This is a genomic window from Ferranicluibacter rubi, from assembly GCF_011603255.1.
Taxonomy (GTDB): domain Bacteria; phylum Pseudomonadota; class Alphaproteobacteria; order Rhizobiales; family Rhizobiaceae; genus Ferranicluibacter; species Ferranicluibacter rubi.
In genome coordinates this window covers 282,424-305,719 of the sequence record NZ_JAANCM010000006.1, presented here as the reverse complement: position 1 = coordinate 305,719, position 23,296 = coordinate 282,424, and the positions used below count along the sequence as shown (strand labels likewise).

Sequence of the window (23,296 nt, the reverse complement as noted above, 5' to 3'; positions counted from 1 at the left end):
CGCCTTGATCTCGTGCGGTCGCTCTTGGCTCAGATAATCCGGACAGGTGTGCGGGCTCGCTGCGCCGATTGGAGCGTCAGCGCAATTGTCGTTCAACAATCATCCCGCAGCAAGAGAGACAAGATGGTCAACTTAGAAGGAACCCCGATCTGGTATGAACTCATGACCACCGACCTCGACGGCGCACAGAAATTCTACGCCGATGTCTTCGGCTGGAGTATCGCCGCCTCGGCAGTGGCGGGCACCGGCGATTACGGAATTCTTACGGTGCCTGACGGCCAGGAGATAGACGGGCTCACAACGCTTCCGGAGGGCGCACCGATAAAACCCGGATGGTTCTACTACGTCGGAGTTCAGGACGTCGACGGCACGGGTAGGAAGATCATATCGCTCGGCGGCATAATCCATATGGATCCGCGAGACGTTCCCGACATTAGCCGCTACGCGATGGTGGTCGATCCGCAGGGCATGGTCGTCTATATTATGCGCGGCGACGGTCCGCGCGCTTCTCAAGCGTTTCATGCCACAGCACCTAGGCATTGCGGATGGAACGAACTGGTTACCGGTGACCATAAGGCCGCCTTGCTTTCTACGGCGATTTGTTTGGCTGGGAGAACACAGAGAACCTGCCAATGGGCGAAATGGGCAAAATGCCTTCTTTGATCATGCCGACCAAAGAATTGGTGCTGCGATGACTGCCGGCGCCGGATGGTCGACACGCTGGAGCTGATGTTTCAACGTGCTTTTGATCGAGGCAGCGAAGGGCCGGATCGAACAGAGCGGTGGTACGGTGTCCATCGGGCCACACGATGTGCCGGTTGGCATGCATCATTATGGGTAACGATCCTCAAGGCGCAGCCTTTGCGCTCGTCGGTGGCAAATAGGGAGTGACACAATGGCAAAGATGACCACCTGTCTATGGTTCGACCACGGCAAGGCTCGCGAGGCTGCCGAATTCTACGCGAGCTTGTTCCCCGATAGCTATGTCGGCGCGGGGCAAGACTCCCCTGCGGACAATCCCTCGACCAAGCGTGGCGAGGAAATCACTGTCGAGTTCACCGTGCTCGGCCAATCGTTCGTTGGCCTGAACGGCGGTTCGCGCTTCGTCCCAAACGAGGCGGTCAGTTTTCAGGTCTTCACCGATAGTCAGGAGGAGACCGATCGTTACTGGAATGCGATCGTCGGCAGCGGCGGTACAGAGAGCATGTGCAGCTGGTGCAAAGACCGCTGGGGCTTTTCGTGGCAGATCGTGCCACGTGCGCTGATAGCCGGAATGGCCGACCCAGACCCCGCAGCGGCCAAGCGTGTGATGGAAGCGATGATGAAGATGCGCAAGATCGACATTGCCAAAATCGAAGCGGCGCGCGCAGGGGAGACGCGCGATGCGTAAGATCATCGGCGGCATGTTCTTATCACTCGATGGTGTCGTACAAGCACCGGGTGGACCGACAGAAGACCCGACCGGCGGATTTGCCCATGGCGGCTGGATGTTTCCCGTCGCCGACGATCAGGTCGGCGCTGCGGTTGGCGAGTTTTTCTCACGACCTTACGACCTTCTGCTGGGCCGGCGGACCTATGACATTTTCGCCGCATACTGGCCTTACGTCGAGGGCGAAGAGATGGGCAAGGCCTTCACTCTGGCAAACAAATACGTCCTGACAAAGGGTGAGCAACCGCTGCCATGGGAAAACAGCCATCGAATGCGCGGGATCGACGACGTTGCGATGCTCAAGCAGGGCGATGGTCCTGATCTGTTGATCCAGGGATCTAGCACGATCTATCCGGCACTGCTCGCAGCAGGCCTGCTCGACCAGCTAGTGTTGTACACCTTTCCGATCGTGCTCGGCAGTGGCAAGCGGCTGTTTAATGACGGCACGTCGTCGGGCACGCTCAGGTTGGTGGATCACCAAATATCTTCTGGTGGCACCGTCCTTGCTACTTACGAACCCGCAGGTGCCGTCGAAACAGGGTCCTTTGGCGCGATCAAAAGCGCGCGTGAGGAGGAACGTCAAGTGAAGATGAGGAACCGCACCTGGTAATCCAGCTCTTCGGTCATCCGTTTTCGTCCTATATTTGGAAGGCGCAATTCGCGCTCTACGAGAACGACACTCCGTTCGAATTCAGGATGATTTCTGAGGCCAGCGAAAGCCAATCATAACGGCTGATTTCAAGAACAACTCCGGCTCCACTCATGGATCAGAGTCAGAGGATCAGTCCGATCGTGATCGGATGAAGGCCGCCGCATCCCATGAACGACCGATCCCGCGAAAGAGCCGGCCGTGTCTGACACGGGCCGGCTCTCTGGTTACGTCCGAGATCTGCGCAACGTCAAACCTGCGCAAGCCCCCCGTCTACGAAGACCTCACCGCCCGTCATGAAGCTGCTGTCAGCGGAGGCAAGGAAGGCAGCGACGGCGCCGGTCTCCGATGGATCTCCCACCCGGCCGAGGACGGTCGTCGCGCCGATCGCATCCATGCCATCAGCGCCCAGCACCTCCTGCGCGAGCTCAGTAGAGATCGGCCCTGGCGACATCACGTTGACCCGGATGCCCGTGCCGCGCAGATCGAGTGCCCAGCTGCGCGCGAGGTTGCGCACGGCCGCCTTCGTAGCGCTGTAGATGCTGAAGGCCGGTGTGCCCATCACCCCGGTGCTTGATCCCGTGAGGATGATCGAGCCGCCCGCGCCCATCAGCGGCAGAGCCTTCTGCACGGTGAAGATCAGTCCCTTTACGTTGAGGTCGAAAGTCTCGTCCACATGCTCCGGCGTGATGCTCCCGAGTGCAGCGAACGCGCCCGTGCCAGCGTTGGCGAGGACGATGTCGAGCCCGCCCCGCTCGGCCTTCACGGTTTCATAGAGGCGGTCGAGATCGGGTAGGTGGGTGACCGACCCCTGCACGGCACGCGCCGAGGGCCCAAGCTGATGCACGGCCGCATCCAGCATTTCCTGCCGCCGGCCGAAAATGTAGACAACGGCGCCTTCCTCGATGAAGCGTCTTGCCGCTCCGAGGCCGATGCCGGTTGCCCCGCCGGTGATCACGGCCGTCTTGCCTGTCAGTCTGCTCATGGTGTGCTCCTTGGTTGAGATTACGCCAAGGTGGCCAGGCGCCTTCCTGTTGACAAGTATGCACCTTTTGGTAAGTACCCATTATGACCATACAGATGCAAAGCCCGACCACCCCGTCTCTCCCGGAAGCCGGCACCTGCACCCCGACGTTGCCCGGCTTTACCTGCGGGCTGGACGCGACGCTTCGGGTGATCGCAGGGAAGTGGAAACCGCTGATCCTCTATTTCGTCGCTCAGGCCGGCCCGACCCGCTATGGCGCGCTGCGCCGTGCCGTGCGCGATGTCAGCGACAAGATGCTGATCCAGCATTTGAAGGAAATGGAGGCAGACGGCCTTGTGAAGCGCACGGACCACAAGGAAATTCCGCCGCGTGTGGACTATAGCCTAACCCCGCTTGGCCACAGCCTCGCGCAGGCCCTCGTGCCACTCTGCACCTGGGGCACGGAAAACATGGCCGAGGTGGCACGCGTGTTTGCCGAACGCGACGCCATGACGGCGCAGAACCAGCAGAAGAGAGGGGGGTAGCCGCACGAGGCGGAAAGACCGCGCCGCAAGGTAGGTCGCTCAATCTCCGACGTAGACAGAACGGGCTTTCACAGGAATAACGGCGTGGCTGATGAGGACGTGGCTACGCTGCGGCCGCATGGGGCATCATTGCCATGAGCTCAGCCGACAGCGCCGGATCGACGCTCAGATCCTGCCGGATCAAGCCATGGCTCCATCGATTGCGGGATCGCGGCGCATGCCATGGCGGGCAATCGACCATCGGATACCAGCAAATGCCGATGACCTCGACTCCCCGGTCGTTGGCAATCTTGACTTCATCCTGCACATGCCGAAGCCAACTCCCCTTGTTCAGACCGGGATATCGTCTGTGATGAACCGAGTGACCATCGTGCCAGCTGGTCTCCGACACCATGATCGGCTTGCCGTACCGCCGCCACGTCTTGAGCAACACCTTCGATAGCGATGTGCGGGCCGTATGCGGGTAGTAATTTACGCCAATCACGTCAACAAACGTGCGCGATACGATCGCATCGGTCGCTGCAAACTGGCGATCGCCGACGCCTGTGATGGGATCATTGACGAGAATGCCAACGGAGGGATGCAGGTGCCGAGCCTCCTCGGCCATGACGACGGCCATATTGACCGCGTGCTCTCGCGACATTCCGGCCAGCATCGGGTAGAGCGACGGCTCGTTGACGGGACACAGCCACAGGCGTTCTGCGCCACAGACTGCCTGTGCCTGCCGTACGATCGCTCTCACATAGGCTCCGGGATCGTCAATGCGATGATAGTGCGACAGATCCCAGATGGTCTGCACCCCCTCATCCTGCGCGATGCGCAATCTCTCGACAGCATCATGCCCTGGCACCAGCCCGTCACGCGCGGTGAACACTCCGTGATTTCTGGCAATTCTCAAGTGGTCGCGCATCCGGCCGGATGGCATATGGCGGGTGGTCTGCAACAGATCATGCCGACCGCCGTGAACAAGCCCGCACTCAAACCCGGCGATGATCTCGCTGTTGACCAAAGAGCGGTCTATGAGACCGAAGCCCAAATCCCGCTGTCGCAAAACCAACCGCCCTCTTCCTGCCTTCATGGATGCTTTTAGAATGGTACGGCACGACCTCAGCCGCATTTCCCACGGGACGTGGCTAGATTGTATCGGCTCACTTCAGAGAAGCCGATATCGCAAAAGCACTGGCTGACGCGCTGGGGTTTTAAAGGATACCGAAGCGTCCCAAAAGGCCTCGTTGTCATCTTTGTCTGAAAAACCTACCGGCTTGGCTCGAGCGATCATTCCGATGACGCTCCGTCCACGTCGGCCTCCTCAACGCCATCTAGCGGCAGCGCCACATCATTCTCCCGGCCCTGCATCAGCCCTGCATCCTCCAGCATCTCGACATCGGGCAGGTCCTGCAGCGTCTCCATGCCGAAGGCGCTGAGGAAGTGCCGTGTTGTCACGTAGGTATATGGCGCACCGTGGGTGGGGCTGCGCGGGCCAGAAGCAATCAAACCGGCGCTGCGCAGGCTCGCAATGGTGTCCCGGCTGATCTCCTTGCCGAAGGTTTTTGAAAGTTCGCCACGGGTGACCGGCTGCAGCGTGGCGATCGCCATCAGGACGGCGGCCTCCTGGCGAGATAGCGTCGCCGCCAGTGACCGCGTCTCAACCGTCGATGCACGAATGGTATCGGCATAAACGCTACGGGTGCGATGCTGCCAGCCGCCAGCCACGGAGACGAGTTCATAGGGCCGCCCGACCAGCTCCTCGCGCAGATCGTCGACCAGCAGATCGATGGCGCAGTCCTTGCCAACGACGCGTGCCAGCGTTTCGCGCGTGACAGGCTCGGCGGACGCAAAGATCACCGCCTCGACCCGCATCATCCATTCCCGCCACCGCAACGCCGCTGGCAGGTCCTCGAGCTCCCGGTCAAAAACGCGATCATCGTGCCGTTTCCCGGCGCGACGGCGGGCCCCTGTGCTCGAGTCCGCCATCGTCACAGCCCGTAGATCCGAAACATGCTGCGACCAGACAGCTCCCACACGGCACCAGAACCCTCCAACCGCTCGAACATCCGCCGGCTGGCCCAGCGCGACAGGTTTGCCCCGGGGGCAGAGGCGGACACCGCATCCTCATCCAGCAATCGCCGGAGCACGCCCTCCCCGCCTTTCGTGCGGAGTTTTGGTGCCACCGTCATCAGCTGCCGGGCGCGTCGATCAATCTCGCTTGCGCTTTGCAGCGCGGCCCGCGCACCGTCCACCAGCGCCAGACACACCGCGCGTGCAAAACCCGGCTCGCCTGGCCGTACCCGTCCGCGGCCACCCAGCGTGCGGAACGCCGGTCCGCTGCGCTGCGCCATCAGGAGAAACAAAGGTCTCTGCCAGCCGAGCCGCTGCGCGATCAACGCGTCGGCAAGCGCCCAGGCCAGGCGTTCGGCATCCGGGCGAACGGCATGGATGGCTGAGACAAGATCGGCCACGGCAAAGGGCGCGGATCGAGGCGACTGCAGCGCGCCATCAACCAGGTCGACCACGCCGGCCAGGCGATCGTCCCAGCGCAGCGAGAGCAGCGTGGCGAGCTCCTGGAGGAACGCGGTGTTCATAGGACCTTTGCGAGCACTGAGCTTCCTGTAGGCGGAATAGACGTTTCCGGCCGGCCCGAGATCACCGGCGTCCGACGACAACAGCATGGCATCCCGCAGCTCGGCTTCCCCCTCGGTGCGCCCCGTCAGGCGCACGGCCGCAGCAGCGGATCGAAGGGTCAGACGCGCGCGCCAGCAGCCCGCCCACACCGGCTCGCTGCGAACCAGATCATCCAGCGTTTTCAGGGCGATGCCGGCCGAGAAGGCCGCGTCGCTTTCCGTCTCGGCAGGCCGCAGTGATACGGACCATGACGGCAGAATGAAGCCGGGGGCAGTGGCAGAAGCGACCGGTATGTTGCGCGAATCCATGAGAGAAGCGTAGCTGATATGTGCGGATGATGCCATCGAAAACGAATCAATCCGCACACACTGTCGCTCTGTAATAACGTCCGATAACGTTGACTTATCAGACGTATTTTGATTGATGCGCAAATGGCCCAAGTCATCGAGCAGAACAGCGAAAATCACATCGCGGAGACATCCGCTCCGTCTCCTGCCACTGTACCCGGCAGCATTGTTTCCGCACCAGACGCGCCGGGCAGCACCCCCCTGCCCTCCCCCGCCGATGCGGATCGGTCGCCCGCTCATCTTGCCGGCCTTGCCGATCGTGCGCGTGGTTACGTCGAAGCCGCCAGTTCGGCCAATACCCGCAAAGCCTATGCCGCCGACTGGAAGCATTTCTCCGCCAGGTGCCGCCGGTCCGGCCTGTCTCCCCTCCCCCCGCAGCCGCAGACCGTCGGCCTCTACATCACGGCCTGCGCCTTGGGCAGTACCGTTGGCACCGCGACGCGCGGCATGAAGGCCAATGTGGTGTCGACGATCGAGCGGCGTCTGGCGTCCCTGTCCTGGAACTACGCCCAGCGCGGTCTTGCGCTTGATCGCACGGATCGTCACGTCGCAACGGTCCTGTCCGGCATCCGCAAGAGCCACGCCAAACCTCCGGTTCAAAAAGAGGCGGTGCTGGCGGACGACATCGTCGCCATGATCGCAACACTGGATCGCGGCACGCTGCGGGGCCTGCGCGATCGCGCCATGCTGCTGATCGGCTATGCCGGCGGCCTGCGACGTTCCGAGATTGTCGGGCTGGATCTGAAAGCCGATCAGACGGACGATGGCCGCGGCTGGATCGAGATCCTTGATCAGGGCATGCTCGTCACGCTGCGGGGCAAGACCGGATGGCGCGAGGTGGAGATCGGGCGGGGCTCGTCGGATGCCACCTGCCCGGTCGTGGCGGTGGAGACCTGGATAAAGTTTGCAAAGCTGATCCATGGGCCTTTATTCCGACGGGTAACGCGACAGGGCAAGGCTGTCGGGCCAGCAAGTGAGATGGGAGCGGTCCCACGGCTGGGTTTGAACCGCACAGAACTGGCGCTCGCAATCGGCGTGAGCCCGAGCACTGTCGACCTGATGGTGACAGAAGGAGCTCTTCCTCATCCCCGCAAATGGCATTCGCGGAAGATCTGGATCGTCGCTGAGGTAGAGGCTGCGATGTTCGAATGGCCGAGCGACAGCCCCGCCCTGCCCTATGGCGATGATGATTCAAGCGCGTGGGAAATGACTTACCCTTCCATAGCCGCGCCTCGACAGCCAGCCAAAAAGAAGACCGCGTTCCAACGACGGGATGAGGAGGAACGCATCCTCTTCGAAACTCTCGGGGTCGAGAAATTCACAGAGCATTTGCGGCAGAGGAAGAAGGAGTGGGAGCGTGGGGTTCCGGCCGAGCCCTTGAAAAAGGGCGAGTGGGCGGCACTCGAGGAGTTCGCCAAATACGGCGTGGGTGTCCCCGTTCATCCCCGGGGCGTAAGGCATTTCGCTCCCCAGCAATAGAACGGCTGAAGCTCCGCGGCTTCATCGATAATAGCACCAACCCAAAATTTCCGGATCGACCTTTCGATTACTGGCTCACCGAAGCTGGCCTGTCTGCCTGGAAGAAGCGCCCTCAGTAAGAGCTGATGCTAGAAAAGGAAAAGCCCCCTCGCCGGTTAAGGCAAGGGGGCGCGCAATTCAAGTCTTGGGAGGACCGTGGAGACTGTAACCGGGCAACGGTGCAGCCAGCCTCCGAATCATCATTATTCATTGCGGACTTGTGCGACGCTGTCCCATCTGAAACTATGTCATTACTTTCTTACTTAATGATTTAGTAACATTGAGAGGACATTGTGACAAAAGTTCAAGCCGAACAGGCAATAATCATTATTGGCTCAATCGCCAACTCGCAAGGCATCAGCCTGATCAAGGTTGTGCTTGAGGGGGAGGTAAACGTGGGAGCGTTGGCTGACCGGGCCGGCCTGTCTCGATCAGCAACCTCTCAGCACCTCACGAAATTCAAGGTAGCGGGGTTGCTGACCCAGAGGCGGGATCGACAGTCTCTTTACTACATGGTCACGCCTGAGTGGGTGGACTTCGTGCGGCAGATGATCTCGATTGGTGAAGAGCAAGCCATCTGGTGGGCTGAAAACCCGATCAAGCCGAGGATTGCTATTAGAGTTTAATGGCCTCGAACGGCCTTAAGACGTTGCGGCAACCCCGTCAGCGCAATGTGGCTCAGGCCTCCCGCTTGTCATTAGTTATCATTGCCAACAGGTCACATAAAGCGCATTACGGGTCTTCTGCAGCACATTATGCGGGCGCTGCCGCTTAAGGGCTCAAAGCCTTGGCCTCAATATGAGGAGGACATGATGTCTTCCAAGAAGCGTTTAGTCAAATACACCTCGGTTTTTGCAACCGACGAATGGGAAGGGAAAGCGGCTTATCGAAGCCTTCCCTTTAGAAGTCACTCGATTTTCGATCACGCACGATCCCCTCTCGTGGCGCAACGCTCCTTTGTGATCCGCCAGTCGCTGCTCCGTGTAGTGGAATGTGCGCTTATATTGGGCCTAGCGGTAGCGTTGTTTCTCGTCGTCATGCCCAGGGCATACTTTTGAAGGAGCCCGCGGGCCTGTTCCGCCACAGGCTGAAGCAAGGCTATCGGACCCTTAACCAAGCCCGCTAAGCATAGTTTAACGATACGTTAGGCTTCCCTTCGAGAATCTGCTTTGATCTGATCTTGGAGTTGGGAGGTAGAAATGGGCATTATTGCTATCGTTCTCGTTGCAGCGATCAATCTTGGCTGGATCGGTTTTCTCGGGGTGCTGGCCTACTGGGCCATCTTTTAATTGTCACGATAAGCGAACCGGGTACCTGGGGCGTAGCCGAGCCTGTGCAAACCGACCTCTTGCAACGCAAGCGCATGGTTTTGCACGGCATAATGTCAATTCTCATACGCATAGGTTGCAGCCTAACTCATTGTCTTTAAGTGCATTTCGATATTCCAGATCGTTCCCGCGACACTTTCTACCGTCCGGTTACGGACGCTTTGCTAATCCCGCCGTTAATTCGTAAGTGGGAAGGAACACTCTTGCCTCCGACGGGTTTTTCAGACCTCAACGCTGGCAGGATAGCCGGCGGGAAACAGGAGAAGAGAAAATGGTAAAGACCTATCTGACCACCGCCCTAGTAGCGCTCAGCCTTGCCGGCACCGCTGTTGCCCAGACCGGTGGCGGCTCGAGCAACCTGTCAGGTTCCGATGCCGTGGGCGCGACCGGTGGTGCTGCCAACTCCGCAAGCGGTGCTGCACCGATGACCGGCGACCAGCCCTCCACGAGCGACGGCAGCAACACGAGCGGCTCCGTGTCCGGTTCGGCTGCAGCAGGTACCACGATGGCACCGCCGGCCAAGACAGCTCCGGTGACGGGCGACCAGCCTTGCGCAGCGACGTCCGGTTCGACTTCGACGGGCGCAAACTGCCCGGCAAACTAAGTCGTCTGGCAAGATAGACTGGCAATGGCTGCCCGGCGGAAACGCTTGGCGGCCATTTTGCGTTTTCCTGATTCGACACCCGTCGAGTGACCGCTCCCACCCCGCGCACCGCACGCACGAGGTGGATTAGGGCCAATCGACATTCAGATTCCCAAACTGTTTGATGTCTGATTCATATGGCACCGTGTTTTGATACGGAGCGCAATGATGGGGATGAAGCGATATGAACTCAGCAATGCGCAATGGGAGAAGATTGCGCAGTTGCTGCCGGGCAAGGCGGGTGATCCGGGACGGAGAGGATTGGATAACCAATTGTTCGTGAACGCTTGTCTGTAGATTCTGCGATCGGGTGCACACTGGCGGGACTTGCCGGAACGTTATGGCAAGTGGAAGACAGTCCATCGCCGGTTCAGCCGTTGGTGCCATGCGGGGATCTGGGAGCGGGTGTTCGAGACGCTGACGAGCGATCGTGACAACCAGTATCTGATGATCGATAGCACGATCGTTCGCGCCCATCAGCAGGCCGCGACCGGAAAAGGGGGGCCAAGGATCAGGCGCTGGGGCGTTCCAGAGGTGGATTGACCACCAAGATCCACATGCTGGCCGATACGTTCGGTCGGCCACTTCGCTTCATTATCACCACAGGACAAACCAGTGATATCACCCAGGCGCAGGCTTTGCTCGCAGGCCAGACGGGTGATGCCGTTCTGGCCGACAAAGCCTATGATAGCAATGCCTTACGGGCGCTTATCGCTGAGATGAAGGCCGAGGCGGTGATCCCGTCCAAGAAAAACCGCAAGATCTGCATCCCACACGACATCGCCGCCTACAAGCAACGCAACCAGATCGAACGGTGCTTCAATCGCCTCAAAAATTTCCGTCGCTTCGCAACCCGCTATGACCGTCGAACCGTCCACTTCTCTGGTTTCACCTACCTCGCTGCGGCAATGATCTGGATGCGGTGAATGTCGATTGGCCCTAGGTCGCGCCGCGCGGTAACAGTAGGACGGTCAGACTGGAGCGAGGCTGCCTCACAAGCCATTCTCGCTACAGTACGCACGCGCGAGGGTTTGGTGCCTACTGCTCAAATTAGGCAGCATGGAGCTCAACGCCCGGCGCCGTCCGATGGACATCGTCCGGATTTCGGACGATGATTGCTGAGGCGGTTGAACGTCGGATTTTCGACCGTTTGGAAACTTGGACTTGGGCGGCTTTTCCAGCGAGAGGGAGCGACCCAATCAGCGTCATGAGGCTGTTATCCGCCGATACGGTCTCACGCCGGTCAACGCTCTTGCGGTCCATCAAGCCTAGCTCTCTCGCGATCAAGGCAACGTTAAGGAGGTTGGTAGCCGCCAGTTCCAGCTTCCAGACCCAGATGATTTCGCGTGCGCGCGTAGAGATAGCAGAAAAGCCTTCTGTCGCGGCGTAGTCATCCCATGTGGCGCGAGCGATCCCGGTGTGAAGGCATAGCCCCCTGAGGGTCATTGCGCGCGGCCGAGGGACAGGAGTGGTTTTCACATCGCCCTGGTAGTGGGCACATGCCCGTCATGCAGGGGATGCTTATCCACCCAGTCGAAATAGGCCACGCAAGCCGCCCATAGATCCGCGGGCGTTGCGAAAATAGGTGGCCGGAGGGCGGTGAGCCGAACGGCTTGTCGTCAGTCACCTCGCTCGCGAAGGCCATGAACATGGCTCCGGTGCCGAAACCGATCAGCACCGATACCTAGTGCGGTGTCTGGAAGGCAAAGTACCAAGTCCAGAGCAGCGCCAACATCAAGCCGACGGCAGGCCAAAGCCAGGGGAGTTTCTGTTTCGTGCGCATAGGCCTGTCCGTCACCTGTCCAGAATGGACAGGAAGATGCAACGCAGCAGAGAGAAATGCAATCGGCGTTAATAGGCGCGCATCAAATGGACGCTCCTCGCGACCTCCTTGCGGCCGGAGCCTTTCAGTCGGTTATCCTGACGAGACCCTGACGAAATCCGGGGCGCAGTTGAGCCTTTTCAGACAATAACCCCTTTGAATTTCATGCTTTTTCCTACCTCGCAGCCCTTTGCTGATCCTTCCAGCGTCAGGGAAGCGGTGTGGCGCTTGGTTGCCGTCTGTCACAGGCGCTGTGACTGTAAGAAATTGCAGTGTGACCGGAGCGGGGCGGTCTGAGGACATGCCATTTGCGCGTTGCGTAATGGTTGACCACAGGTAGACGAGATCGACGGCCGGACGCTGTAGATAGCGGCCTCTCCCGATGTCGAAAGGCCAAGCATTCCAGGTGATGGCGGGCCTTTGAAGGCCTGATGTCTGCTATCAAGCGGGCAACCAGTCGCTTATCCGCCATCGGCGGAAGTTGCTGCATGCCCAACCTTTGCCACCTGGCCCATTCATAGGCTGCAAGGCACATTCGGTGCAGAAGCCATGACGCAACTCTGCACCATGCCGCTTCTCGCAGGTTGGTCATGAATTCATTCGAGAGCCAGTTTCTCGCCATCGTCGGCAGCGAATACGATCCCCGAAAGCACGAGCTGCCGCCGGAGAGCGCTCGCGCATTGTCCGCGGTCATCTTCGCCATGCCGGATACCCAGATCATTCGAAGCGGGCAGTACACCGACTATGCGGGCTGGAGCCAGGAGCAGAGCACGTACCTCGCGGTCAGCGTCGATAGCTATGACGGACGCGGATACAACGCCGTCGGCGCATCAGAAAATCTGATGGGGAAATAGTCCCGAGTGGGTGGTTCATATTGGAGCAGGAACAAACCTTCGCATAAGGCTTTGTCAGCCAACAGCAGAGGCAGATATGCAGTATGAGCTCGGGATGGCAATCTTCTTCGACGTGTTCTCAAAGGGCGTCGTGGTATCCTTCAGGGGGCAGGAGCATACTCTTCAGGGGCCTTTCTCAGATCAACGGTCGGCCTTTCGCGCTGCCGAGCAATTCTGCCGCGAACGGGGCTGGAATGATCCTCAGCACGCGGGAAAGGCCGATCCAGGATCTTCGCAATAGGCAATGAGCCTGCTCCAGCGTGCAACACCGACCGTGAAGGCCGCGCCCTGCTCAAATTGCACAGCAGGTCATTCGTTCCGAACGATGCGGGTTAGGCATGCGAGCCAATGCTCTTGAACAAGCTGAATGGCGATCCTGGCGGTATCCACAGACCCGGTGACGGGCGTGGGCGGGGTTGATGGGTAATTGCAAGGCTGCCGTGCGAAATGAAATGCAAACAGCGGCCTCCGGTTACGACAGGGAAGCCGTGTTCCTTCTGACCTTTTTACAAATGTTAATGCCAGAACATCGGTTCGTTTTTTAGACTGCCTCCAACGGAGGTTGTAAGAATGGAACCGAAAAAGAGAAGGCGCAAAGGCCCACCTGCACTTGGGGATCTTGAGACGTCTAAGGCCGTAGCGACATTCATCGTTGAAACCGAACGCAAGGAGCGAGCGGCCAAATCCGCTGCTTTGAGGGCTCAACGCGAAGCGCAACAGGCAAAGAACTGTGCGACGGAGCAGCAAGACGATGGTCAGCATGCCTGAGCGTCGCGCGCTTGTGGTTGACGACGAGATGCTCATTGCAGTGGATGTCGAATTCCACCTCCAGAGTTTTGGCTTCGACCATGTAAGAATATTTTCTTCCGAGTCGGAGGCGATTTCCTGGCTGCAGAACCACGAGGTTGATGTGGTCATCATGGAAGTCGGTCTGCTTTGCGGCATGAGCAAAAGCCTAGCAGAACTGCTGGTCCGACAGAAAACCCCATTTATTGTTTATAGCGGTTACCGCCCAGAGGAAGTGGATGAAATCTTCAGATCGGGGCATTGGTTAACGAAACCCGCAGAAGCGGCTGGCTTTCACAAAGTCCTGGAGCAAATCTTCTCATAGCATCCGTCCGCGTCCGAGAGCGGCCTTGGTCGAAATCCACCAATCCGTGGCCCGGCTAATCCTTTATTAGAAAAACTCAAAATTGTTCATGCTTACCTGAACCTACTTCTCGCTCGACGGCATGCATGTAAGTATCTGTCACCGAGCGCGCAGTTGGCGGTGATCGGCGGAGTTTGGAATTCACATGACCCGTGACCTGATGGCCGAAGTGAACGATCAAGCTGATCGCGCTGCGAAAAACCCTAATAATATGCTGGACCGCATGAAGCTCGCTAAAGTCCTTCATGGCGAGTTTCCAGAGACGCCTATAATGGAAATCGTCGATAAGCTGAATGTGGCTTGGCGCAAGCGTGGAATGGCGTTCGGTATTTCTCCTCGCCCTTGGTAAGCGCTGTTGACAACCCAAGTGCGTTCACCCGGTCCTGCGAGCTGCCTCAGCATCTGCGTCGGCTGCAGTACCGCCCTTGGTAAATGCCTAAGCGACGGCCACCATGGTCAGAGCCTAATAATTTCTGCTTCGGTAGAAATCGCTCGCTATAAAAACTCCCGCATGCATTGCTGTAGATGTTAACGTGGAGGAGAACATAATGATAAAGACATTAATACTGGTGATGACGCTCGCGACTGCACTTCCTGCTATATCGTTTGCGTCCTGTGACAGTCCAAACGACCGGGCATCTGATGGTTCTCGTTGTGGAGGACGCGCGTCTTCCGAGCGACCGGGCGGCAAATGATCGCTTTCCTAAACCGATAGGTTTGCGACTTTCTCTGTAATATCCAGCCGGAGAAGCCTGCCGATAGGGAGGAGTATAGCGCGGCGATCAGGATGAGACGCTTGCGACAATCTGGATGAGATTCTTAGGTCGCGGTCGGGATGAAGTTATCATGCTGATTGCCGCTGGCAAGATCTTCATCGTTTTCTGATTGCCGCTCCGCGACAGGCAAGGCTGAGGTCCTGATTGGCGCGAACGAGGCTGGTCGGCCGCGTTGCCGTTTCTCCTCAAGGGCCGCTCTGCGCCGGTAACTTTCGACATTCATCTCGAAGATCGTGGCGTGATGTACGAGCCGGTCGACCGCTGCGAGTGTCATCGCGGGATCGGGAAAGACCCGGTTCCATTCTCCAAAAGGTTGGTTTGCCGTGATCAGGATCGATCTATGCTCGTATCGTGCCGAGATCAGTTCGAAGAGCACGCTTGTTTCCGCCCGGTCCTTGGTGACGTAGGCGAGATCATCGAGGATGAGCAAGTCGTACTTGTTGAGTTTGTCGATGGCGGATTCGAGCTGCAGTTCCCGGCGGGCGACCTGGAGCTTCTGCACAAGATCGGTTGTCCGGGTGAACAGGACCCGCCATCCGTTCTCGATCAGCGCAAAGCCGATAGCGGCGGCGAGATGGCTCTTTCCTCCGCCGGGGGGACCGAACATGAGGATGTTAGCTCCTTTGGCGAGCCAAGTGTCGCCGGCGGTCATTGCCATAACCTGCGCCTTCGAGATCATGGGTACAGCGTCAAAGGCGAAGCTGTCCAAGGTCTTTCCGGGCGGCAGGTGCGCCTTGGCGAGATGCCTTTCAATTCGGCGATTGGCACGCTCTGCCAGCTCGTGCTCGGCAATCGCCGACAGGAAGCGAGCGGCTGGCCATCCCTCCTGGTCCGCCTGCTCGGCAAATTGCGGCCACAGCGTTTTGATGGTCGGTAGCCGAAGTTCGTTGAGCATGATGGCGAGCCGTGCTTCATCAATGACGTGGGCGTTCTTCATGCGGCTTCTCCCGTCCCGATCAGGGCCTCATAACCGTTGAGCGATGCGAGCTGCACATGAACGGTCGGTAGCTTCGCTGGGTCCGGACCAAAGAGTGTTCGCATGGCGACCAGATCCGGTAGGTCACCGGCGTCGAGTGCGCTCGAGGCAACGAAGCGCATGACGCTGGCTTGGTTGAGAGCTGCCCTTGGGGATGACTCGGAAGCTTGGTTCTCAGCATGTACGGCGTTGAAGGGGCCGGCGAGCAGCCTTGGAACCGTCGTCGAGAAGTAACCGGAGAATTTAGACGACGTGATCTGATACGCTTTCCGAGCAGCTAGGCCGCCCCATCGTCAAGGCATGGAACGCCATCGGTTCGGACTCCTACGCGCGAAAGGGCAAACCAGCAGGAAGCCCAGGTCGCCTCGCGATACGTGTTGCGGCGCACCGCGACCGAGATCGGGAAGTCGGGCTGGCTCTCGTAGAAGACTCAGGTCTTGACACCGTGTACTCCGGCACCATCGCGGAATCCTGGCGGCAGCAGCCTGGAGCCCCTGGTCACTGCACCGACCTTACCCGCGAGAAACTGCCTGACGCGTTAGCGGCAGCCGAGAAGGCACGCCTTCCAAGGAGGCATGACTTGGTTGTCGCGGCCATTCAGGAACGGGTCGGCGACGCAATGACTAATCCGGACGCAGACTTTGGTGTCCGCCTCGGTCGGGCTATCTGCATGTGACGACATGGCTGGCCGCTTTTCAGCCGCCGCCATGCAGTCGCCATTTTCAACATCTCGGCTTAGGGCCGATAGCGGAAATCATTTCCGCTTTGCGTTTCCATGTCGGCCGTTCCGAGCCTCGCCGTTTCATCCAGGTTTCTGCCGCTCATTCACGTTCGCCATTCCAAGGGCGCGAAGAACTGGTCATAGGACATCTCAATCATCGCGGCTGGCGAAATTGCTCCAGATTGGAAGGCTGATGGACTTGATAGGATTGATAGCTGATGTCACATCGCGTTCGGTAGATTATTGATATCCGCACCATGAGCAACAGCGAAGTACAGGACGACCCGATTACCGCTTTCGACGATGTCGCGCGCGAAGAGCGGGAGCCCGCGGGCCACCTCATCGGTCAATTTGACTGTCTCAACGCCTCCGGCAGACCCGAAGCGGCTGCCGTGCGCTCGCTCGTGGACCGCTGGCTCACAGACTATCCGGCGTCGCATCGCCCCGAGATAATCCGTCGGCTCCGCTCGCGCAGCGACGTCCTGCATCGCAGCTCTCTGTTCGAGCTAATGTTGCATGCGCTGCTGTTGCAGCAGGGGTTTAAGATCATCGAGATCGAGCCAGTGCTACCGAATGGCAAGGCGCCTGACTTCCTGGTCGAAGCTCCTGACGGAAAGCGCTTCTATCTCGAGGCAACTCTGGCCTCCGGCATTGACAATGTCGCGGCGGGTGGTGATAGGCGGATGCGCGAGGCCTTGCAAGCGATCGACGATGTCCAGTCGTCCGATTTCTTCCTGCACCTTCACACACGCGGGACGCCGACTAGGCCCGTGGCGGTCGCCCGACTTCGTCGCGCTGTGCAGCGGTTCGTGGATGGCCTCGACTATGACCAGGCGATTACGAACGACAAGGTTGCAGTCTTTCAGCACGAGGAGCATGGGGCCAAGTTCACGACTCAGCCCGTCCCTAAAAATCTACGCCGCGCGAGCGGTAGGGCGGTCGGCGGGAGGATGTTGCCGGGCGGTATCGTCCATCCCGAGGTGGCGATCAAGTCGGCGGTCGAAGGCAAGGCAGGACGCTATGGCGATGTCGACTTGCCGCTTGTGATCGCGGTCAACGCGCTTGAAGAGTTTGCCCAGATCAGCGACGCGATTGACGCGCTGTTCGGAACGTCCAGCGTGGTCGTCCGCGAGGGAGAGGAACCCGCCCCATCCGCAGCGCGGACGGGGCTTGGCGCGGACCCTCCGGACCGGTCTATACACGGGCGAGCGCGGTCCTGTTCGTTGAGCGATTTTCAGCCTGGAGCGTGGGCCAGCGGTCACTGCGTCTCATCGTCAATCCATGGGACCGCAATCCTATAGGCGATATCCCGCTGGGGGTGGAAGTGCACGAGGTGATCGACAGTCGGCTGCAAACAAGCGCGGGGAGATCGCTCCGCAAAATCTTCGAACTACCCGAGGACTGGCCAGAATAACTCGCGGCGCAGCCAATTGCGCGCGTAGTGTCGCGTCCGCGCTGTTGTCAAATTAGGAAGAAGATAGGGGGGAACATGGCCAAGAAAGGTGCGATTGACGAGGACGAGGCTTTGCCGGCGCTCGGTCCGAACGCGACACAGGGGCAGTTGGGGGAAGCGCTGGTGGAGGCGACCATGCTTCAGCTCGGCCAGCTTTACGATCGGCGTGCCGGCTTGGACTTCGGTGTCGACGGCGTTATCGAACTCACGACAGGTGACACCGAGAAGCGCGCGACGGGCCGCCAAGTTGGTGTCCAGGTCAAGCGCGGCCTCAGCAACATCGTCGAGACGCGGTACGGCTTCACCCACTACTGCACCGAGGCGCATGCATACTATTGGTTGCGCCATTCGCTTCCGATCATCGTCGTGCACAGCGATCCCACGACCGGTCGCCTTCGCTGGCGAGATGTCAGCTCGGATACGCTTCGGCGCACCCCAAAAGGATATGCGATCGACCTTCCGCCCGAGAGTGAATTGCGAACGTCCCTCGACGCGATTAGGGCGCTCGCCGACGGGAAGAGCGTGGCGCCGCCCGCAGAGCGCACATTCCTTTTGCCGTATAGCATCCAAGAAGGCGTTCGCGTCAACGACGCCGACCTTGGCCTCGCTGCGCTCGAGTTTAGTCGTGCGGTCCTGCGCGGCGAAAAGGGGCGGGTGGTAATCGACGTCGAGGAGGAGCCGGATCTCGTAGCTAGCATCGACGCAATCCGGGATCGAGCGAACCCGTCGTTCGATGATCGCCGCGATGCGCTTATCCGCGAAGACATCCTAGCCCGATACCGAAAACGGGCCGCCCAGCTTCAACGCGCCCTCCAGCTCTTGCTGACGGAGAAGCAGATTATCGAGTTCTACGGCTACAGGGACCGGCTGCTTGCTGAAGCAATTCGATGGTTGACGCACCCCAATCCGCAACATCGCGAGCCTGGCGACGTCGCGCTGCAGGCATGGCCGACCTACAGCGTTGAGCGGCCCGTCATCACGTTCGACGTACCGGTAACCGCGATGGAGGCGCTTTACGCGAAGAACGACGCCAACCGTGTCTATATTCGGATGGGCGAGGTGGGTGGCACGATGATCGGGGACCTGGATCCGGACGTCGTCGCGCGACGGTTCCTGCCGGTCCTCGCTCTGCGGCTGATCGGGCACGCAGAGGCCTCTGAAATACCGGCCAACATGGCGTTCGAGCATATCGGTATCCCACCCAGCATGTGGCTGATGGGGATGGCATGATGTTATGATGGGTGGGTGGAGCGACAACGCTTCGGGGGAGCATCGGATGGGACTAGTGCCCGACTTTCTTTAACTGCTTCATGATCGTTCCAAAGCTCTCTTCGCCTATATGGCGGAGCATGCGGTGGCGATGAGGACAGTTGGATCAGATGCGATTTTGCAGAAAGCTCAACTCTCGCTGTCCTGCGAGCTGGGTGTGCCGGTCAATTTGGATGGTCGATCCCCATGAACAAGCGTCCCGTTTCGGGGATGCAGCCGGAGAGTGATTGCTACCGGGCGTTACCGGCTCCAAGGCTAGCTGAACGAAGGTCCGCTTCCCACGTCCGGAACCCGGAAGCGGTCAGTCGACTAACGGTCCATATCAGACAGCGCGCCGCCGAAGGCAAACATCCGCTTTCGGCGCCAAGCAGACGGTCGGTCGCGAACCTTCTTGGACTATGCGGAGCATTATCGGACATATTGCTCATTATAGAGAAATGGCCCAAATCATCGAGCAGAATGTCAGCTGACCGGAATTCGTGAGACTCGGCCGTCATCAAAGCGGTCCTGTGCAACGCCATCCTCCGCAGACGCTCGCCTAGCTTTGCTATGGCTCTGATCTTATTCATTTCTTCGACCTACTGGTGCAGAGAAGCCTGTTGTCGCTCAGTCTCACAATTAATGGCTCGGGCGCGTCTCACCAAATCCGAATCGCGTGACAGTTCAGTCTCAACGAAACCGAAACGGTCTCACGAAATCTGAACCGGCTAACCCATTGGTAACAAATGAATTCCAGTCTTGCGAAAAACGGTCAGCTGACACAGGGCGACGAGAATTCACGCTTATTAAGCGGGCTTCATTCGTGCTCAAATACCGGACCGGACCTGGGATGGGTTCGGCTCTCCCGACGCCCAGTATCAAATTCGTGCGGAGCGGACGAAATCTTGCGCATGCCGTTGGCTGCAAATGCCCCGTCAAACGGTTTGTGGTCAATTTCCCGCAGCCAACAGGCTGTCCAGACGCGCGTCTTGCAGTTTCGGCCGTAGGAGTCCGTACGGCGATTTTCTCGATGTGACGATCAACGCTCGTTCTCACCCTCGAAACGCGCTCCACGGCCTTCCATGTGACGCGATAATTTGCCCGCCAGGTTTGGTGGAAGTTGGAACGACTGGGCCGACCAAGAGCAAGCAGCCTGCGGAGCACGACCTCTCTCCGCACTGCCTCGTTCCAGACGGCATTTTCCATCATGTGTCTGTCAGGCCCAGGAACTACTCCGGCACGATGATCAGCAACGCTTGCCTGACGATCGGACGCGTGAGGAAATCGTGATTGGCCCGGCGGGCTGCCAGAGACAGGATCGGCTGTTCGGCGAGCGGTAGCGGGGAAGATCTGCGGTGGCGTGTCGTCAAGAAATCCAGAAGTTGCGGTAAGGAGGGCACGCCGTCGTCCCTCCCGTGCGCCCAATCGGACAAACGCATCGCGCCGTCACGCGCGTTGAAATCGAGCATCGCCAACGCCGCTTCCGGCATCCAATCCTGCAGTTTTCTGCCGCCGCGCGCATCAAGCCGAAGGTCGTGCTCGCGACACCAGAAGTTCCAAGGGTACCCTGCGCCCTTCCGATGAATCCCGGGCGAGCAACCGGGGCAAACATATCGACTACTCAGCGCGACTGTCAGCAGAGTATAAGGTGCGACTTCCTCGAAGGTCATCGCTCGGAGCGCCTTGATCGTCAGGCCGGTACGGGACGTTAGAATGACCCCCTCCCTTCCCCAAGCCGCAATTCGAGAGCCGTAGCATCCTAACAGCTCAAGCCGCAGTGCTCCAGAAACGCGTCAATCGTCAAAGAGCCTATAACAAGAGGACGGGGCGGCGGTCGTTCCTGACGTAATACCGCACGACTTCGCAGGCGGCTGGAGATCTCCAAGATTGGGCGGGCGCCATTCGGCTGGTTGCCGAATACACCGCCCAGAGCAGTCAACGTAATGAAGCGCCACCTTACGGGCAAATGGCCAAGTGGCGCCTTATAACCGACGGCATGCCGAACCTCGTGAGGGCAGCGAACCGGCTTTATTCAACCAGAGTGCCAATACCGGACGCGGCGCCTCTGGACGTCGAGTCTCGCCCATCCAGCATGTCCGGGGTCTGCGTGGCGACAGAGAGATATCGTCTCCCCCGAAGCCGCGCTCGAGAGGCATGCTGAGAGCTTCCAAACAGGCATACCCACCTGACCCCCGCTCGGGCTACGCACTCTCAGCGGTCTCTGGCGAGTGCAATAGTGACCGACTTTTGCTCCGTCCCGTGGTCAGCTTTTACTCAGCTATTGAGAGCCTAAGTCATATGACTGTCATAGTATAACATTTAGTTCCCCGCCATATTTACACGACCCCTTTTTTGGGGTAACCGTAAGTTGTTGCAAAACGGATCGTGGTTGAATGCCCTTGCCGATTGAGGCGAATGTGAGTTCGTGATGATTCTCCGAAGTTCGATTGCAGTACGCTGGGCTTCAGTTGTGCTAGCTCTACCGCTTGCTTTCACATCAATAGATGAAACGGCTAGCGCTGCGACGCTCACCTGCCGACCCGGCACGCAGATCAATCCGTTAGGATCCAGAAATAACGAGCCAGCGAACCATTTGGAAGTCCCGTTCAAACTTGCCGGGATCAGCATGAAGGTACCTTACGGATATTTTCTCGGGCGTACTGCGGTCAATCTAACGACCTGCAGAAATGATCGGAATTTTCTAGACTTTGTGTTGTGGTTCCCCGATCTCGCTCCTCCAGAAAAGGATCCTTTTAACTATCCAGATTGGCGTCCAACAGAGCAAGCTCGGACACCTGTGCTAAACAGTTTTCTAGTAAAGATAGCAATTGCACAGCCAATTGATTGGAGTGCCCAATTTAATCACATCGTTCCCGAGTTTATTAAGCCATTAGATCCGGATTTGGCTGGAACGGGTTTAACGAGCGTCACACCCGCAATCGGCAGCGGACTTACTACGGCAAATCTATACGAGAAAAATGCTACATCCGAAGCCATTATAGATTGTTATGAGGCAACTTCTGTGGATGCAGCCTGTAAGTTTAGCCTCCGTCTATTTGATATCGGCTTCTCGATGGACGGTTACATTCCGAGAAGCGGGCTACCTAAATGGAAAGAATTGAAAGAAAGCATCGTAATTCTTCTAAAATCCTGGATTGACAAGTAGGAGAAATCAATGGCTGAACTAAGCTTGACAACTTACCCGCAAGTCCTATCCCTCGGACTGGAAGCATTTCGCCGCCTGGTGCAGGCGATCCAGTCTGCCTCTCCTCCCCCCGCATCCGCAGACCATCGGGCTGTATATCACCGCGTGTTCCTCCGGAACGGCGGAGCGTGGCGGAAAACCCAACTCCGTATCGACCATAGGGCGCAGGCTGTCGTCCCTTTCCTGGAATTATACGCAGCGCGGTCAACATCTCGATCGCAAGGATCGCCATATCGCCACGGTCATGGCAGGGATCCGCAATAGTCACGCCCGGCCTCCTGTGCAGAAGGAAGCGGTGATGGCGGCGGACATCATCGCGATGATCGAGACGCTGGATCGTAGCACTCTACGCGGCATGCGCGACCGCGCCATGCTGCTGGTCGGCTATGCCGGTGGCCTACGCCGCTCCGAAATCGTTGGTCTTGACGTGAAAGCCGATCAGACCGAAGACGGCCGAGGCTGGATCGAAATCTTCGACAAGGGCATGCTCGTCACCCTGAGGGGTAAGACCGGATGGCGTCAGGTCGAAGTCGGTCGCGGTTCATCCGACGCCACCTGCCCGGTTGTCGCCGTCGAGACATGGATCAGGTTCGCAAAGCTCGGCCACGGCCCCCTCTTCAGGCGCGTTACGGGACAGGGCAAGTCCATCGGCGCCGAGCGGCTGAACGACAAGGAGATCGCCCGCTTGGTCAAGCGCGCCGTTGTTGCCGCCGGTGTTCGCGGCGACCTGAGCGAACTTGAGCGCGCCTTAAAGTTCTCCGGCCACTCCTTGCGCGCGGGTCTGGCTTCCTCAGCCGATGTTGACGAGCGCTACGTTCAAAAGCAGCTCGGCCATGCTTCAGCGGAGATGACGTGCAGATATCAGCGCCGACGTGACCGCTTCCGGATCAATCTCACCAAGGCGGCCGGGCTATAGGTCCCCGACACCCATGACAGAAAAGCGCAATTCACAATTCACGGTCGATATTGCATCGTAAGCCAATACCCGCAGTTCAAGTGACGACGGC

General features: G+C 58.9%; 19 protein-coding genes and 3 pseudogenes. 15 read left to right on the top strand and 7 right to left on the bottom strand.

The window, feature by feature from the left end; translation table 11 throughout:
- The first annotated feature begins 123 nt into the window (after positions 1–123).
- The 3 genes from G8E10_RS14280 to G8E10_RS14270 all read left to right on the top strand — a co-directional run bounded on the left by G8E10_RS14280 (position 124) and on the right by G8E10_RS14270 (position 2,039).
- Positions 124–663 carry a VOC family protein gene (locus G8E10_RS14280; protein WP_167129824.1) on the top strand — a complete coding sequence of 180 codons (540 nt, stop codon included), beginning with the start codon at positions 124–126 and terminating at the stop codon, positions 661–663.
- 232 nt (positions 664–895) lie between these two features.
- Complete coding sequence (locus tag G8E10_RS14275) at positions 896–1,390, top strand: VOC family protein (RefSeq protein ID WP_132449602.1); 495 nt, start codon at positions 896–898, stop codon at positions 1,388–1,390.
- The gene (locus G8E10_RS14270; protein WP_167129822.1) at positions 1,383–2,039 is read left to right on the top strand and encodes a dihydrofolate reductase family protein; all 657 of its coding nucleotides are present in this window, start codon (positions 1,383–1,385) and stop codon (positions 2,037–2,039) included. Before G8E10_RS14275 ends, G8E10_RS14270 begins: the two co-directional genes overlap by 8 nt.
- Positions 2,040–2,328: 289 nt before the next feature.
- Here the strand turns inward: G8E10_RS14270 and G8E10_RS14265 are convergent, their stop codons facing one another.
- On the bottom strand, positions 2,329–3,063 hold the full coding sequence (locus G8E10_RS14265) for an SDR family NAD(P)-dependent oxidoreductase (protein ID WP_110737562.1): 735 nt from the start codon (positions 3,061–3,063) through the stop codon (positions 2,329–2,331).
- A gap of 95 nt (positions 3,064–3,158) precedes the next feature.
- Here G8E10_RS14265 and G8E10_RS14260 point away from each other — a divergent pair, with 95 nt between their 5' ends.
- Complete coding sequence (locus G8E10_RS14260) at positions 3,159–3,587, top strand: winged helix-turn-helix transcriptional regulator (protein ID WP_167129820.1); 429 nt, start codon at positions 3,159–3,161, stop codon at positions 3,585–3,587.
- A 103-nt stretch (positions 3,588–3,690) separates the two neighbouring features.
- Here the strand turns inward: G8E10_RS14260 and G8E10_RS14255 are convergent, their stop codons facing one another.
- The 3 genes from G8E10_RS14255 to G8E10_RS14245 all read right to left on the bottom strand — a co-directional run bounded on the left by G8E10_RS14255 (position 3,691) and on the right by G8E10_RS14245 (position 6,517).
- Positions 3,691–4,665, bottom strand: coding sequence for a glycosyl hydrolase 53 family protein (locus G8E10_RS14255; protein ID WP_167129818.1), 975 nt, complete (start codon positions 4,663–4,665; stop codon positions 3,691–3,693).
- Positions 4,666–4,862: 197 nt separating this feature from the next.
- Entirely contained in the window at positions 4,863–5,561 is a 699-nt protein-coding gene (scpB, locus tag G8E10_RS14250; protein WP_132449634.1) for an SMC-Scp complex subunit ScpB, read from the bottom strand.
- Positions 5,562–5,563: 2 nt separating this feature from the next.
- Entirely contained in the window at positions 5,564–6,517 is a 954-nt protein-coding gene (locus G8E10_RS14245; protein WP_167129862.1) for a DUF1403 family protein, read from the bottom strand.
- Between the two features lie 123 nt (positions 6,518–6,640).
- Between G8E10_RS14245 and G8E10_RS14240 the strand changes: the two are divergent.
- The 4 genes and pseudogenes from G8E10_RS14240 to G8E10_RS14225 form a co-directional block, all read left to right on the top strand.
- Positions 6,641–7,522 (top strand): annotated as a pseudogene (locus tag G8E10_RS14240) (integrase); the annotation flags it as partial.
- 845 nt (positions 7,523–8,367) lie between these two features.
- On the top strand, positions 8,368–8,700 hold the full coding sequence (locus tag G8E10_RS14235; RefSeq protein WP_167129816.1) for a MarR family transcriptional regulator: 333 nt from the start codon (positions 8,368–8,370) through the stop codon (positions 8,698–8,700).
- 973 nt (positions 8,701–9,673) lie between these two features.
- Positions 9,674–10,006, top strand: coding sequence for a hypothetical protein (locus G8E10_RS14230; protein WP_167129814.1), 333 nt, complete (start codon positions 9,674–9,676; stop codon positions 10,004–10,006).
- A 213-nt stretch (positions 10,007–10,219) separates the two neighbouring features.
- A pseudogene (locus G8E10_RS14225) lies at positions 10,220–10,971 on the top strand (IS5 family transposase).
- 124 nt (positions 10,972–11,095) lie between these two features.
- Here G8E10_RS14225 and G8E10_RS26300 read toward each other — a convergent pair.
- Positions 11,096–11,524 (bottom strand): terminase small subunit, encoded by a 429-nt coding sequence (locus G8E10_RS26300; protein ID WP_486187683.1) that lies wholly within the window; start codon positions 11,522–11,524, stop codon positions 11,096–11,098.
- Positions 11,525–12,457: 933 nt separating this feature from the next.
- Here G8E10_RS26300 and G8E10_RS14215 point away from each other — a divergent pair.
- The 3 genes from G8E10_RS14215 to G8E10_RS14205 all read left to right on the top strand — a co-directional run bounded on the left by G8E10_RS14215 (position 12,458) and on the right by G8E10_RS14205 (position 14,259).
- Positions 12,458–12,721 carry a hypothetical protein gene (locus tag G8E10_RS14215; RefSeq protein WP_167129809.1) on the top strand — a complete coding sequence of 88 codons (264 nt, stop codon included), beginning with the start codon at positions 12,458–12,460 and terminating at the stop codon, positions 12,719–12,721.
- Positions 12,722–13,511: 790 nt separating this feature from the next.
- Positions 13,512–13,871: a response regulator gene (locus tag G8E10_RS14210; RefSeq protein WP_167129807.1), complete on the top strand. Its 360-nt coding sequence runs from the start codon at positions 13,512–13,514 to the stop codon at positions 13,869–13,871.
- 184 nt (positions 13,872–14,055) lie between these two features.
- A complete protein-coding gene (locus G8E10_RS14205) occupies positions 14,056–14,259 on the top strand; it encodes a hypothetical protein (RefSeq protein ID WP_167129805.1) in 204 nt (67 codons plus the stop codon).
- Between the two features lie 470 nt (positions 14,260–14,729).
- Here the strand turns inward: G8E10_RS14205 and istB are convergent, their stop codons facing one another.
- Complete coding sequence (istB, locus tag G8E10_RS14200) at positions 14,730–15,623, bottom strand: IS21-like element helper ATPase IstB (RefSeq protein WP_167129803.1); 894 nt, start codon at positions 15,621–15,623, stop codon at positions 14,730–14,732.
- Positions 15,624–16,640: 1,017 nt separating this feature from the next.
- Between istB and G8E10_RS14195 the strand changes: the two genes are divergently transcribed.
- Positions 16,641–17,684: a hypothetical protein gene (locus G8E10_RS14195; protein WP_167129801.1), complete on the top strand. Its 1,044-nt coding sequence runs from the start codon at positions 16,641–16,643 to the stop codon at positions 17,682–17,684.
- Between the two features lie 188 nt (positions 17,685–17,872).
- The gene (locus G8E10_RS14190; RefSeq protein ID WP_167129799.1) at positions 17,873–19,066 is read left to right on the top strand and encodes a DUF4365 domain-containing protein; all 1,194 of its coding nucleotides are present in this window, start codon (positions 17,873–17,875) and stop codon (positions 19,064–19,066) included.
- 1,247 nt (positions 19,067–20,313) lie between these two features.
- Here the strand turns inward: G8E10_RS14190 and G8E10_RS14185 are convergent.
- On the bottom strand, positions 20,314–20,754 hold the full coding sequence (locus G8E10_RS14185) for a hypothetical protein (protein ID WP_167129797.1): 441 nt from the start codon (positions 20,752–20,754) through the stop codon (positions 20,314–20,316).
- 755 nt (positions 20,755–21,509) lie between these two features.
- On the opposite strand from G8E10_RS14185, the gene G8E10_RS14180 reads away from it, so the two are divergent.
- Both G8E10_RS14180 and G8E10_RS14175 read left to right on the top strand, forming a co-directional pair.
- The gene (locus tag G8E10_RS14180; protein WP_167129795.1) at positions 21,510–22,250 is read left to right on the top strand and encodes a hypothetical protein; all 741 of its coding nucleotides are present in this window, start codon (positions 21,510–21,512) and stop codon (positions 22,248–22,250) included.
- 34 nt (positions 22,251–22,284) lie between these two features.
- Positions 22,285–23,205, top strand: a pseudogene (locus tag G8E10_RS14175) (site-specific integrase); the annotation flags it as partial.
- Between the last annotated feature and the right edge of the window lie 91 nt (positions 23,206–23,296).